The following is a 13,739-nucleotide window of genomic DNA, read 5'->3' as shown; positions in this document are numbered from 1 at the left end:
ACACAAAATTTGTGCCCGACTCGATCCACTGTGGGAGCGGGCTTGCTCGCGAAGAGGCCCACCCAAACACCACACATTCAATGCCCTGACTGGAAAACCATCATGACCAAAAAACTCTTACCCCACCCAGTCAAAGCACTGGCCCTGGCCCTCGGCCTCTTCAGTTCCGTCACCTTCGCCGCCGACGCACCGCTGAAGGTCGGCACTACCGCCGCCTTCGCCATTCCCCTGGAAGCCGCCGTAGAAGAAGCCTCTAAACAAGGCCTGAAAGTCGAACTGGTGGAGTTCAGCGACTGGATCGCCCCCAACGTCAGCCTCGCCTCGGGCGACATCGACGTGAACTATTTCCAGCACATCCCGTTCCTGGAAAACGCCAAGGCCGCCGCCGGTTTTGACCTGGTGCCGTTCGCCCCGGGCATCATCAACAACGTCGGCCTCTACTCGAAGAAATACAAAAGCTTCGACGATTTGCCCGAAGGTGCCAGCGTGGCCATCGCCAACGACCCGATCAACAGTGGTCGCGGCCTGCAACTGCTGGCCAAGGCCGGGCTGATCACCCTCAAACCGGGCGTCGGCTACAAGGCCACCGAAGAAGACATCATCGCCAACCCGAAGAAAATCAAAATCCTTCAGGTCGAGGCCGTGCAACTGGTGCGCGCCTACGACGACGCCGATCTGGTCCAGGGCTACCCGGCCTACATCCGTCTGTCGAAGACCTTCGATGCCAGTTCCGCCCTGCTGTTCGATGGCCTCGATCACAAGGAATACGTGATCCAGTTCGTGATCCAGCCGAAAAGCAAAACCGACCCGCGGCTGATCAAGTTCGTCGACATCTACCAGCATTCGCCCGCCGTTCGTGCAGCGCTGGATAAAGCCCACGGCAAGCTCTATCAAGCCGGTTGGGAAAGCTGAGCATGACGGCCGCGATCCAACGGCGACTGGAACTTCCGGAGCCACATAACGCCACACAAACCGAACTGCACCCAGACCTCAATCGCGCCCACGTGCGCTTTATCGGCCTGGGCAAAACCTACAACGGTCAGCAAGGTCCGGTGGCGGCCTTGCACGGCATCGACCTGGCGATCCAGCGCGGTGAAGTGTTCGGCATCATCGGTCGCAGCGGTGCCGGCAAGTCATCGCTGATCCGCACCATCAACCGCCTCGAACAACCGAGCAGCGGGCGGGTGCTGATCGATCAGGTGGACATCGGCGAGTTCGACGAAGACCGCCTGGTGGCGCTAAGGCGACGGATCGGCATGATCTTCCAGCACTTCAATTTGATGTCGGCCAAGACGGTTTGGCAGAACGTCGAATTGCCGCTGAAAGTCGCCGGTGTGCCCAAGGAGACGCGCGAGCAGAAAGTTCGCGAGCTGCTGGAACTGGTGGGCCTGCAAGAGAAACACAAAGCCTACCCGGCGCAGCTGTCCGGCGGGCAGAAACAACGCGTCGGCATCGCCCGCGCACTGGTCCATGATCCCGAGATTCTGCTGTGTGACGAGGCGACGTCGGCGCTGGATCCGGAGACCACGCAATCGATCCTCGGCCTGCTGCGCGAGATCAATCAACGGCTGGGTTTGACCATCGTGCTGATCACCCACGAGATGGCGGTAATCCGCGATATCTGTGATCGGGTGGTGGTGCTGGAACATGGGCGAATCGTCGAGCAAGGGCCGGTCTGGGAAGTTTTTGGCAACCCGCAACATGAGGTCAGCAAGACCTTGCTCGCGCCGCTGCAACACGGCCTGCCGGAAGAACTGCAAAGCCGCTTGCGTCCACAGCCGCAGTCTTCGGACGCCGCTGTGGTGCTGCGTTTGCAATTCACCGGCAGCACGAGCGAGGAGCCAGACCTGGCGGCGCTGTTCAGCGCTCTCGGTGGTCGCGTGCGCTTGCTGCAAGGGGGCGTGGAACGGATTCAGGGCCATGCACTCGGGCAATTGTTGCTGGCGGTGACCGGTTCGTCCCTCGGCACCGAGGAATTGCGTCAGCGCGCCGGCAACTGGGCGCAACAGGTGGAGGTGCTGGGTTATGTGGTTTGATCGGTTGCTTCAGGGTTTTATCGACACGTTTTTGATGGTGGGTGTGTCGTCGCTGATCGCGCTGCTGGCGGGCATTCCGTTGGCGGTGATTCTGGTCACCAGCACCAAAGGCGGGATCTACGAAGCACCGGCGCTGAATCGTGCGTTGGGCGCGTTCGTGAACCTGTTCCGCTCGATTCCGTTTCTGATTTTGATGGTGGCGCTGATTCCGTTTACCCGCCTGATCGTCGGCACCACGTATGGCGTTTGGGCAGCCGTGGTGCCGCTGACCATTGCGGCCACGCCGTTCTTTGCACGCATCGCCGAGGTCAGTTTGCGCGAGGTCGACCATGGGTTGATTGAAGCGGCGCAGGCGATGGGCTGCCGACGCTGGCATATCGTCTGGCATGTGCTGTTGCCCGAGGCGCTGCCGGGGATTGTCGGTGGTTTCACCATTACGTTGGTGACGATGATCAACTCGTCAGCCATGGCCGGGGCGATTGGGGCCGGTGGGTTGGGGGACATTGCTTATCGGTATGGGTATCAGCGCTTTGATAGCCAGATCATGTTGACGGTAATTGTGTTGCTGGTGGTGTTGGTGGCGGTGATTCAGTTGGGTGGGGATCGGTTGGCGCGTGGACTCAACAAGCGCTGATCGAGATAGCAGCCGCGATGCTCACCTTGTAGCAGCTGGCGAAGCCTGCGTTCGGCTGCGAAGCAGTCGCAAATCCTGCTTTCACAGTCTTCCTGAAACACCGTGAACTCTGATTTCACGACTGCTTCGCAGCCGAACGCAGGCTTCGCCAGCTGCTACAGACCGCGTTACGTCTTAACTGACTGGCATTAAGACAATCCCCTCGCCGAAGCGTAAGTTTTCTCACAAGAAAATCAGAGTGCCAGCAGGCCCGATCCCTTTCATTTGCAGGACGTTTCCTAGATCATTCCGCTCGCTTGCGCCGACAGAATCTGGTGGCTAGTCTCGGTTCGTCACTGCTCATCAGTGATCGGGTTTAGTCGCCCGGATCTTTCCAGGCGCACAGCGCCACCTCATGTCAGGTGTTTTTCATTGCCTGAAAGTTATGGTGGCTGTGCGCAGGGCACCCTCGGGTGCGCCGGTATTGCCTGGAGACCGGTCGACTAACCTGCGTGCAGCCGCCACCCCTATTCGTTTAGTCGCGATAACGGTTGGCTCCAATTAATTCCAGGAGTTTTACCAATGAAAAAATCCGTACCCGATCCACCTCCCGAAAACCCCACCAACGAAACCGCCACCGACGACCTGCTCAGGGATCGATCGGCGCTCTACCGTGCGATCGATTTCCACCTCACCGGCAAGCAGCCGACGGCGCCCGATGAATTACGCTTCTACAACGTCAGCAAAGACGTGAGCTTCGAAGACGCCCAGCTTTATGTGGCGGATCTGTTGCGCTGCGCCTCGGTCACGGCGTATCAGTGCGGCGATCAACTCAAGGGCGCCGATCGGGCATTGGTGTTCTCCGTCTGGCATTTGCTGGAGATTGCCAAGGCGATGGTTGATCGGTCCATTGAATGTCTGGGGATGAAACAGAGTTGAGTCTGGCTGAAGTCATTGGTCGCCAGTGATACCGCTTTCGCGAGCAAGCCCGCTCCCACATTCGATCTTCGGTGAACATGGAATTTGTGTTCGACGCGATCCATTGTGGGAGCGGGCTTGCTCGCGAATGGCTGCGCAGCAGCCCCCGGCGTCATGGCGTATATTCAGCTAATCCCAATTACCTGCGCAGCCAACCATGAAACAGACTCCCGACGACCTGGAGCAGATCACTTCCACCACCCTGGGCCATTACAACGCGGTGGCCGAGGACTTCCGTGAAGGCACTCGCGATCACGATGTCAGCCAGAACATCGATGCCCTGTTGCGGCATATCCAGGGTGAGGCGCCGTTCAGCATTCTCGATTTTGGCTGCGGCCCTGGCCGTGATCTGAAAACCTTCACCCGCCTGGGCCACAGCGCCGTCGGGCTCGACGGTTCTGAAAAGCTTGCACAGATGGCCCGGGAGGACAGTGGTTGTGAAGTCTGGCAGCAAGACTTTCTGAAACTTGACCTGCCGACCGAGCGGTTTGACGGGATATTCGCCAATGCCGTGCTGTTTCACATTCCGAGTCAGGAGTTGCCTCGGGTGCTGAAGGAACTGCGTGGGGCGTTGAAACCGGGCGGTGTGTTGTTCAGCTCTAATCCGCGTGGCGAGAATCAGGAAGGCTGGAACGGGCCGCGTTATGGGGCTTATTACGATCTTCAGGTGTGGCAGCAAATGCTGACTGAAGCGGGGTTTGTGGAGCTTGAGCATTACTACCGGCCAACGGGGCTGCCGCGGGAGCAGCAGCCTTGGTTGGCGAGTGTTTGGCGTAAGGTGTAAGCAGCTCAAGTCTGAGGTGTCGGTACTGACGCTTTCGCGAGCAAGCCCGCTCCCACATTCGACCGAGTTGTCCAGACGGACGCGATCGAATGTGGGAGCGGGCTTGCTCGCGAATAGAGCGCGCAGCGCTCGCCTCTATGCCTCTTTCTTCGGCTCGCGAACCTTGTACCAGGCCACGTACAGCGCCGGCAAAAACAGCAGCGTCAGCAAAGTCGCGATGATGATCCCGCCAATCATCGCGTAGGCCATCGGCCCCCAGAACACTTCCCGCGCAATCGGGATCATCCCCAGGCTCGCTGCCGCCGCCGTCAACAATATCGGGCGGCGCCGGTGTTCCGTGGCTTGCACCACCGCGTCCCACGGCGTGTAGCCACTCTTCTCGAAAGAGTCGATCTGGGTCACCAGAATCACCGAGTTGCGGATGATGATGCCGATCAGCGCCAGAATCCCCAGGATCGCCACGAAGCCCATCGGCGTACCGGTCGGGATCAGCGCCAGCACCACGCCGATCAGGCCCAGCGGCGCGACGCTGGCCACCAGGAACAGCTTCTGCACGCTGTGCAACTGGATCATCAGGAAGGTCGCCATCAAAAACAGCATCAACGGCACGACCTTGGCGATTGGCCCTTGGGCCTTGCCGCTTTCCTCCACCGTACCGCCAGTGGCGACTTTGTAGCCCACCGGCAAACTGGCGGCGAACTTGTCAATGTCCGGCTTTAGCTGTTGCACCAGGTCGGTCGGCTGAATCTCGTCGCGCACCGCGGCCTTGATGGTGATGGTCGGTTTGCGATCACGACGCCACACCAGTGGCTGCTCGAGTTCATACCGCACCGTGGCAAACGCCAGCAGCGGAATCGACGTGCCGCTCGGGGTGACGATCTGCAAGTTCTCCAGGGTTTTCGGACTGCCGCGTTCGGCATCCTCGGCACGACCCACCACGTTGATCAGGTAAATATCATCATCGACCTGCGTGACCGGCAAGCCGACGACGATGCTGTTCATCAGGTTCGCCACATCCTCCGATGACAACCCCAGTTGCCGTGCCCGGTCTTGGGCGATGTCGATGCGCAAGACTTTGCCCGGCTCGTTCCAGTCGTAAATGATTTCGCCGATGTGCGAGTTCTTATCCAGCTCGGTGGCCAAGGCAATCGCATGTTTGCGCACCTGATCGATGTCTTTGCCGCTGACCCGGTACTGAATCGGCCGCCCCACCGGCGGGCCCATTTCCAGCGCCTGGACGTAACTGCCGACACCGACGAATTCTTCGCGCAGGCGCTTTTGCAAACGCTCGGTCAGGGCCGTGCGCGATTCCAGGCCTTTGCTGACAATCACCAGTTGCGCGTAGTACGGGTTCTGCAATTGCTGGTCGAGGGGCAGGTAGAAACGGATCGCCCCCTCGCCGATGTAAGTGCTCCAGCGCACGATGTCCGGGTCGTCCTTGAACGTCGCTTCAAGCTTGTCCACCACCTTGCGGGTTTCGTCGATCGAGGCGTTTTGCGGCAGGTTCAGGTCGACGAGAATTTCCGGGCGGTCGGAGGACGGGAAGAACTGGTTCTGCACGAACTGCATGGAAAACACCGAGAGCACAAACAGCGCCACGGTGATGCCGATGGCCCACCAGCGATTGCGCATGGCCCAGAGCAGGCCGCCATTGAACGCCCGACCGATGCGCCCAGGCTCCGCGTCGTGAGGTTTCACATTGGCGCTCAGAATGTGCACACCGAGTACCGGGGCGAACAGCACGGCGACGATCCACGACACCAGCATCGCCACTGCGATCACCGCGAACAGCGTGAAGGTGTACTCACCGGCCGAGCTTGCGTTCAAGCCGATCGGCACAAAACCGGCGACGGTGACCAAGGTGCCGGTGAGCATCGGGAATGCGGTCGAGGTGTAGGCGAAGGTCGCCGCCTGCTCTTTGGTTTCGCCCATTTCCAGGCGCGTGACCATCATTTCCACGGTGATCATCGCGTCGTCCACCAGCAGGCCGAGGGCGATGATCAGCGCACCGAGGGAGATCCGCTGCATGGTGATGCCGCTGTATTCCATGAAGAGGAAGACCATCGCCAGCACCAATGGAATCGAACACGCCACCACCAGCCCGGCACGCACGCCAAGACTGACGAAGCTGACGATCAGCACGATCACCACGGCTTCGAACAACGCACTGGTGAAACCGCCGACGGCTTCTTCCACCACTACAGCCTGGTCGGAAACGGTGTGTACACCGACGCCCACCGGCAGGTCCGCCGTCAGCTCAACCATGCGCAGGTGCAGCGCCTTGCCGAAGTCCTGAATGTTGCCGCCCTTCTTCATGGCGATCGCCAGGCCAATGGCCGGCTGGCCGTTGAAGCGAAACTCCGGGGTCGACGGATCGACGTATCCACGGCTGATGTTGGCGATATCGGCCAGTCGATAGAAGCGATCGTTGAGCTTCAGGTTGACGTTGGCCAGGTCTTTCTCAGAGGCAAATTGCCCCGAAGTCCGCACCGAAATCCGCTCCGGACCGGCCTCGATCACCCCGGCTGGGGTCACGGCGTTCTGTGATTGCAGGCTCTGCACCACCTGACGCTGATCGATGCCGAGGGCGGCGAGTTTGCGAGTGGAGAAGTTCAGGTAAAGGACTTCATCCTGCTCGCCGACCATCTCGACCTTGCCCAGCCCCGGGACTTCACGGATTTCGGCCCGCACCTGTTCCACGTAATCGCGCAACTGGCGCATCGACAGGCCATCGGCGGTAAAGGCATACACCGAACCGAACACGTCGCCGAACTCATCGTTGAAACCCGGCCCTTGCAGGCCCTTCGGGAAGTCACCTCGAATGTCGTTGATCTTCTTGCGCACCTGGTACCAGATTTGCGGGATGTCCTTGGCACTGGTGGTGTCGAGCAGGTTAACGAACACCGTTGATTCGCCGGGGCGGGTGTAGCTTTTCACGTAGTCGAGCGAGTCTAGTTCTTCGAGTTTTTTCTCGATCCGGTCGGTGACCTGCTTGAGGGTCTGTTCCTGGGTAGCGCCGGGCCAGCGAGTCTGGATCACCATGGTTTTGATGGTGAACGAGGGGTCTTCTTCGCGACCGAGGTTCAGGTACGAAAACACGCCCATCAGTAGCGCGACGAACATCAAATACCAGACGAACGACTGATGTTTGAGGGCCCATTCGGATAAGTTGAAACTCCCTTTCATTGCGGGCTGTCCTCGTCAATTTTCACTTTCTGCCCCGGTTTGAGGCTGTTCACACCCGCGCTGACCACCCGCTCGCCGGTTTTCACGCCGTTGGCCAGGACCACCGTGGCATCGGTCCGGCTGATCAGGCTGACCTCCCTTGGCGAAACGGTTTGCGTCTGTGGATCAACGACCCAGATCCGCAGTTTTCCATCGACCTCCTGCAGCGCACTCACCGGCAGTTCGAGGCGCGGCTTGATCGCGGAGCTGAGGGTCACGCTGATCGCCGTGCCGAGGCGAAAGCCCGGTGGCGTATCGGCCAGGCTCAGGCGGGCGCGACGGGTACGGGTCGCGCTTTGCGCCTGGGGCTCGATTTCGCGCACGATGGCGGTGCTGGTGATGCTCGGGTCCAGTTGTGAGGCGACCTGGAACACCACGTCGGCTGGCAACTGATCAACCAGGGTATCGGGCAGGTCGATCACCGCTTCCTTGATGTCCGGCTGCGCCAGGGTCACTACTTGCTGGCCGGCCGTGACCACTTGCCCGGCTTCGGCGTTCCACGCGGTGACGATGGCTTTGTGATCGGTGCGTAGCTCAACGTAGTTGAGTTGGTCCTTCGCCTGATCGACGGCGGCCCTGGCTTGATCGAGGGACGCCTGGGTGGTTTTCAGGTCGGTCTGGGCGATGTCCAGTTGCGCCTGCGCGCCAACCCCGCGATTGAACAGTTCCTGCTGACGCCGGGCGTTGGCCTGAGCGTTGATGAGCTGCGCCTGAACCCGCGCCAGATCACCCTGGGCGGAGCGCAACTGGTTCTGCTGATCGGTGGGGTCGAGGGTCGCGAGCAACGCGCCCTTCTGCACTTCGGCGCCAACATCGACGTTACGGCTGGCGATACGCCCCGGCACCCGGAAACCGACGTTGCTTTCGTAACGGGCCTGAATGCTGCCGGCAAACCGGCCGAGGTTTTCTTGATTGAGCGCCTTCACTTCCACCGACAACACCGGCCGAACCGGTTCTGGCGGCGCTTCCTCCTTGGAACAGGCGACCAGCAACAAACCGGCGGACAACAGCAACAGGCGCTTCATGGCTGGGCTCCTGTCGCTGGGGGCTGGTAGGTGTTCTCGACAATCTCCACGCGCACGCCCGGATGCAGTAACTGACCGCCTGCGGTGACGACTTTTTCGCCCCCGTTAAGGCCGGCGCTGACAATGACTTTGCCAGTCAGGTAACGACCGACGGTGACGGTGTGCAACTGCGCCTTGCCCTCGGCATCCACCAGCCACACGGCCGGGTCACTGAGGTTTTTGGTCAGGGCCGCCCAAGGCAATTCCACCGCGGTTTTGCCCACCGGCTTGGCGGTGGCGCTCACCACCGACCCCAGCTGCATACCCTCGGGGAGGCTGTCGAGGGTGACTTTGACTTGTACTGTGCCGGTCTGCGCCGAGACTGCCGGCGTGACTTCCCGAACGGTGCCCGTGGTCTTGATTTTCGGGTTGTCGAGCAGGCTGACCACAATCGATCTGTCCGCCGGCGGCTCCGTCAGCAGTGACTCGTACACGTTGAACACCGCGTCACGCTCGCCGTCCCGGGCCAGGCTGAAAATCGGCACCGTGGCTTGTACCACTTGGCCGACTTCAGCCTGGCGCGCGGTAATCACTCCCGGCGCTTCGGCAATCAACGCGGTGTAGCTCAGTTGATCACGGGCGTTGGCCAATTGCGCTTGAGCGGCGGTCAGCGCGCTCTGACTGCTGCGCAAGGCGGCTTGGGCGGAGTCGTATTCGCTCTGGCTGGTGTAGCCCTTGGGCAGGAGTTTTTGTTGGCGAACGAAGGCGGCGGCGGTTTGTTTGACCCGCGCCTGTTCGGCAACGACCTGGGCCTGGGCCGAGTCGACGCTGGTTTGCAGGTCCTTGGGATCGAGCTTGGCCAGCACTTGTTTGGCCGAAACCCGGTCACCGACATCGACCATGCGCTGGATGATCTTGCCGCCCACGCGAAACGACAGTTCGGTTTGTACTCGCGCCTGGACGTCGCCGGTGAGTGTCACTGCAGCGGCGTAATCGGTTGGCTTGACCTCTTGCACGAAGACTCGTGGGCGGTCCTTCTCGACGGGCTTTTTATCGCCACAGGCGCTCAGCAGGGCGAAGAGGCTCAGGCCAACCATTAATTTCAATCCGGGACCCGCCATGCAGACTCCTTTGCGTTGTACGAACGTGCAAGTGACGATACGACTGTGAGCTTAGAACAGGGTTCAACAGGTGCACGGGTTTGCTGCATCGCATGGGGCTTGGGGGTTGCCTGTGGCGAGGGAGCTTGCTCCCGCTCGGCTGCGCAGCAGACGCAAAACCTGCTGTCTCGTTTTGCCTGACACACCTCGTTTAACTTTTTTGGGCCGCTTCGCAGCCCAGCGGGAGCAAGCTCCCTCGCCACATACGCTCACAGTCGCCGACTAAGACAAACTGGCGGCCCCTGCAGCAGGAAGCTTCCCATGCTCAAAACACTCGCGGTGGCCAATTACCGCTCGATCAATAAATTGGTGATTCCGCTTCAACGGCTGAACCTGATCACCGGCCCCAACGGCAGCGGTAAATCCAATCTCTACCGCGCCTTGCGTCTGCTGGCGGAAACTGCTCAGGGTGGAGTGGTCAATGGCTTGGCACGCGAGGGTGGGCTGGATTCGACCTTCTGGGCCGGGCCGGAAACCATCACCCAGCGCATGCGCAATGGTGAAATCCCGATCCAGGCAACCATGCGACACGGCGCCAAGCGCCTGCGCCTGGGGTTTGCCGGTGAAGACTTCAGCTACTCGATCGCGCTGGGCCTTCAGGAACAGAGTCTTTCCGCGTTTTCTCTGGACCCGGAAATCAAAAGGGAATGCATCTGGTCCGGGCCGTTCTATCGCCCGGCCAGCCTGCTGGTGGATCGTGACGGCCCGATGATTCGCACACGGGTCGGCCGCAGCTGGGAGGTGCTGGCCCAACGCACGCCGAATTTCGACAGCCTGTTCGATCAGGTTGGTAGCTTGCGTACTTCGCCGGAAGTCTTGCAGCTGCGTGAATTCATCCGCCGCTGGCGCTTCTACGATCACTTTCGCAGCGATGCCGAAGCTCCGGCGCGACAACCACAACTGGGCACTCGCACGCCGGTGTTGCACCACGACGGTCGCGACCTCGCGGCGGCGTTACAGACCATCCGCGAAATCGGCGATCCCGAAGCCTTGCAGGCGGCGATCAGCGACGCGTTCCCCGGCGCGACGCTGAACATCGCACTGCTGCAAGGTGGCCGATTTGCAATCGAGTTTTATCAGGAAGGGTTGTTGCGGCCGTTGTCCGCCGCCGAGTTATCGGATGGGACGTTGCGCTATTTGTTGCTGGTTGCGGCATTGCTGACGCCTCGGCCGCCGACGTTGATGGTGTTGAACGAACCGGAAACCAGTCTGCATCCAGACCTGCTGCCGGCATTGGCGCGGTTGATCATTCGAGCGTCCGAGCAGTGTCAGGTGTGGGTGGTGTCTCATGCGCGGCGGTTGATCTCGGCGTTGCAGCAAGACCCGGAATGCAATTGCATTGTGCTGGAGAAGGATTTCGGCCAGACCGGGATAGTCGGGCAGCGGATGCTGGATGAGCCGGTGTGGTATTGGCCGGATTGATCGGCGTCTTATCTGGCTGATTTGCTGCGGCAGTGGAAGACGACTATTTTCCTTTGCGCTGTAGGAAGGATCTTTTTTTCAAGACAGCCCTCCAAGAACGCACAGCTTTTGGCCAGACTCAGGGCCGAACCATCACAAGGAAGGGAAAATGGCTGACGTAAACGTGCCGCAGCGGCTGGATCCGCAAGACATCGTGAAATTGCTGATGGCGTTGCGCAAGGCGCTGAAGGCGCGGGCGGCCTGAAACTTTAAAGCAAAAGATCGCAGCCTCGTTTCACTCGACAGCTCCTACAGGGATACGCATTTCAATGTAGGAGCTGTCGAGTGAAACGAGGCTGCGATCTTTTGATCTTGGCGTAATAAAAAACGCCGACGCTGTATCAGCCGTCGGCGTTGAAACCTTGAAAAGGTTTGATACGGCGGTCAATCAGAACGCCGGCAGTACCGCGCCGCTGTACTTCTTGGCGATGAATGCCTTCACTTCCGGGCTGGTCAGGGCCTTGGCCAGTTTCTGGATGGCGACGCTGTCCTTGTTGTCTGGACGCGCCACCAGGAAGTTCACGTAAGGCGAATCGGCACCTTCGATCACCAGTGCATCTTTAGCCGGGTTCAGACCCGCGTCCAGCGCGTAGTTGGTGTTGATCATGTCCAGGTCGACCTGGTCCAGAACACGCGGCAGCATGGCCGATTCCAGTTCCTTGAACTTGAAGTTGTGCGGGTTCTTGGCGATGTCTTTCGGGGTGGCCACAGCGTTTTTCGGGTCTTTCAACTCGATCAGGCCAGCCTTCTGCAGCAGGATCAGGGCACGGCCACTGTTGCTGCCTTCGTTCGGGATGGCGATGGTTGCGCCGTCTTTCAGCTCAGCCAGGCTTTTGACTTTTTTCGAGTAGCCGCCGAATGGTTCGACATGCACGCCGATCACGGTCACCAGGTTAGTGCCTTTGCCTTCGTTGAAGTTTTTCAGGTACGGCAGGGTCTGGAAGTAGTTGGCGTCCAGACGCTTCTGGTCGACCTGCACATTCGGCTGAACGTAGTCGGTGAAGACTTTGATCTCCAGGTCCACGCCTTCTTTGGCGAGGGTCGGCTTGATCAGTTCAAGGATCTCGGCATGTGGAATCGGGGTCGCCGCCACCACCAGTTTCTCGCCAGCCTGGGCCAGGCCCGCGGTCAGGGCAGCCGCCAATGCGGTAAACAACAGAACCTTTTTCATGCAGTGTCCTTATCGAAATTCGCGGCCATCATCGACGACGGCTAAACAGTCAGGTGGTTTTTGTTAAGTGCCAGTGAAGTGCTATCGCTGGCGTGACGCGGACAATACCGGGATTTTTTATTCCCGAACAATATCTTTTATTCACTTTCATATTCCATTTTGTTCATACAGATCCAACTCGCCCAAAACCCTGTAGGAGCGAGGCTTACCCGCGAAGGAGTCCTCCCGAACAGACCGAGTCGCCGGCTTCGCGAGCAAGCTTCGCTCCTACAAAAAGCCCGGAACATGACCTCTGTAGGAGCGAGGCTTGCCCGCGAAGGCGTCCTCCCGGACAGACCGAGTCGTCTGCTTCGCGAGCAAGCTTCGCTCCTACAGAAGCTCGGTGGCTTTGAGCAGTTGTTTCAAGGCCTCTTTCTCGGCGGCGGAACCGTTGCCGAGGATTTTTTTGAGTTGCTGTTCGATCTGAAGCAGCGATACCGATGCCTCGGGCAAATTCAAATGCTCCGGCAAAATCTCATCGCCGGTACTCACCAACAACGCAAAGTGGATGACGTTCTCCAGCTCCCGGGTGTTGCCCGGCCAACTGTGCTGCTCCAGCAGATGCTGTGCGGCGTCGCTGATCAATGGCACCGGCAGATCGAGGCGTTGGCTGTAGATGCCGAGGAAGTATTCGGCCAGCGACAAAATATCACCCACCCGTTCGCGCAAGGCCGGCAGTTCGAGCTGGCCTTCGCTGAGGTAGTGATAAAGCCGTTCATGGAATTTTCCGGCAGCCACGGCCTGACCCAGATCGATGCTGGTGGCGGCCACCAGACGTACGTCCACCGGGCTTGGCTGCTGAGCGCCAACGCGAGTGACTTCGTGGTTTTCCAGGGCTGCGAGCAGCTTGATCTGGATTGGCAACGGCAAGTCGCCGATCTCGTCCAGATAGAGCGTGCCGCCATTGGCCGAACCGAACCATCCCGCACGACTGCTGGCCGAACCGCTGTAACTGCCGGCGGCATAGCCGAACAGTTCAGCGTCGGCGTAGGTCGGGCTGATCGCCCCGCAATTGACGGATACGAACAATCCACCACGGTCACTGGCGCGATGGATGTGCCGCGCCAGCAGTTCTTTACCGCTGCCGGTTTCACCGCGGATCAATACCGAGATCGAACGTGGCGCCAGTTGTTCCAGCTCCTGGCGCAACTGCCGGGAACGCGGATCGACGAACACCAACGCCTTGGCGCGAATGCTCAGCGGACTTTTTTCCGCATCAGGAAAGGTCAGCAGCGGCTGACCGAAGGTTTCATGCAAGCTCATGGCAG

Annotated in this window: 11 protein-coding genes; 6 read left to right on the top strand and 5 right to left on the bottom strand. The window is 59.9% G+C overall.

Going from position 1 to position 13,739, the window contains the following annotated elements:
- The first annotated feature begins 102 nt into the window (after positions 1 to 102).
- The 5 genes from KW837_RS14895 (at position 103) to KW837_RS14875 (ending at position 4,411) form a co-directional block, all read left to right on the top strand.
- Positions 103 to 912 carry a MetQ/NlpA family ABC transporter substrate-binding protein gene (locus KW837_RS14895; protein WP_218396855.1) on the top strand — a complete coding sequence of 270 codons (810 nt, stop codon included), beginning with the start codon at positions 103 to 105 and terminating at the stop codon, positions 910 to 912.
- 2 nt (positions 913 to 914) lie between these two features.
- Positions 915 to 2,036, top strand: coding sequence for a methionine ABC transporter ATP-binding protein (locus KW837_RS14890; RefSeq protein ID WP_218396853.1), 1,122 nt, complete (start codon positions 915 to 917; stop codon positions 2,034 to 2,036).
- Entirely contained in the window at positions 2,026 to 2,670 is a 645-nt protein-coding gene (locus KW837_RS14885; protein ID WP_019581723.1) for a methionine ABC transporter permease, read from the top strand. The genes KW837_RS14890 and KW837_RS14885 overlap by 11 nt, the downstream gene beginning before the upstream one ends.
- Before the next feature lie 561 nt (positions 2,671 to 3,231).
- On the top strand, positions 3,232 to 3,588 hold the full coding sequence (locus KW837_RS14880; RefSeq protein WP_218396851.1) for a DUF6124 family protein: 357 nt from the start codon (positions 3,232 to 3,234) through the stop codon (positions 3,586 to 3,588).
- Between the two features lie 196 nt (positions 3,589 to 3,784).
- Complete coding sequence (locus tag KW837_RS14875; RefSeq protein ID WP_218396849.1) at positions 3,785 to 4,411, top strand: bifunctional 2-polyprenyl-6-hydroxyphenol methylase/3-demethylubiquinol 3-O-methyltransferase UbiG; 627 nt, start codon at positions 3,785 to 3,787, stop codon at positions 4,409 to 4,411.
- Positions 4,412 to 4,546: 135 nt separating this feature from the next.
- Here the strand turns inward: KW837_RS14875 and KW837_RS14870 are convergent, their stop codons facing one another.
- From KW837_RS14870 to KW837_RS14860, 3 genes are read right to left on the bottom strand one after another with little or no spacing between them, the layout of a single operon-like run.
- Positions 4,547 to 7,597, bottom strand: coding sequence for an efflux RND transporter permease subunit (locus KW837_RS14870; RefSeq protein WP_218396847.1), 3,051 nt, complete (start codon positions 7,595 to 7,597; stop codon positions 4,547 to 4,549).
- Positions 7,594 to 8,661, bottom strand: a complete 1,068-nt coding sequence (locus KW837_RS14865) for an efflux RND transporter periplasmic adaptor subunit (protein WP_218396845.1) — start codon at positions 8,659 to 8,661, stop codon at positions 7,594 to 7,596. Before KW837_RS14865 ends, KW837_RS14870 begins: the two co-directional genes overlap by 4 nt.
- On the bottom strand, positions 8,658 to 9,761 hold the full coding sequence (locus KW837_RS14860) for an efflux RND transporter periplasmic adaptor subunit (RefSeq protein ID WP_218396843.1): 1,104 nt from the start codon (positions 9,759 to 9,761) through the stop codon (positions 8,658 to 8,660). Before KW837_RS14860 ends, KW837_RS14865 begins: the two co-directional genes overlap by 4 nt.
- A gap of 300 nt (positions 9,762 to 10,061) precedes the next feature.
- Between KW837_RS14860 and KW837_RS14855 the strand changes: the two genes are divergently transcribed.
- Complete coding sequence (locus KW837_RS14855) at positions 10,062 to 11,222, top strand: AAA family ATPase (RefSeq protein ID WP_218396841.1); 1,161 nt, start codon at positions 10,062 to 10,064, stop codon at positions 11,220 to 11,222.
- Positions 11,223 to 11,649: 427 nt separating this feature from the next.
- Here KW837_RS14855 and KW837_RS14850 read toward each other — a convergent pair whose 3' ends face one another.
- Both KW837_RS14850 and KW837_RS14845 read right to left on the bottom strand, forming a co-directional pair.
- Positions 11,650 to 12,432 (bottom strand): MetQ/NlpA family ABC transporter substrate-binding protein, encoded by a 783-nt coding sequence (locus KW837_RS14850; RefSeq protein WP_008009603.1) that lies wholly within the window; start codon positions 12,430 to 12,432, stop codon positions 11,650 to 11,652.
- Between the two features lie 369 nt (positions 12,433 to 12,801).
- Positions 12,802 to 13,734 (bottom strand): sigma 54-interacting transcriptional regulator, encoded by a 933-nt coding sequence (locus KW837_RS14845; protein WP_218396839.1) that lies wholly within the window; start codon positions 13,732 to 13,734, stop codon positions 12,802 to 12,804.
- Positions 13,735 to 13,739 lie beyond the last annotated feature (5 nt).

The sequence above is a fragment of the Pseudomonas sp. PDM24 genome (assembly GCF_019218905.1).
Lineage (GTDB): Bacteria > Pseudomonadota > Gammaproteobacteria > Pseudomonadales > Pseudomonadaceae > Aquipseudomonas.
The sequence above is the reverse complement of the archived record's forward strand: the minus strand, read 5'-3'. Positions and strand labels throughout refer to the sequence as shown.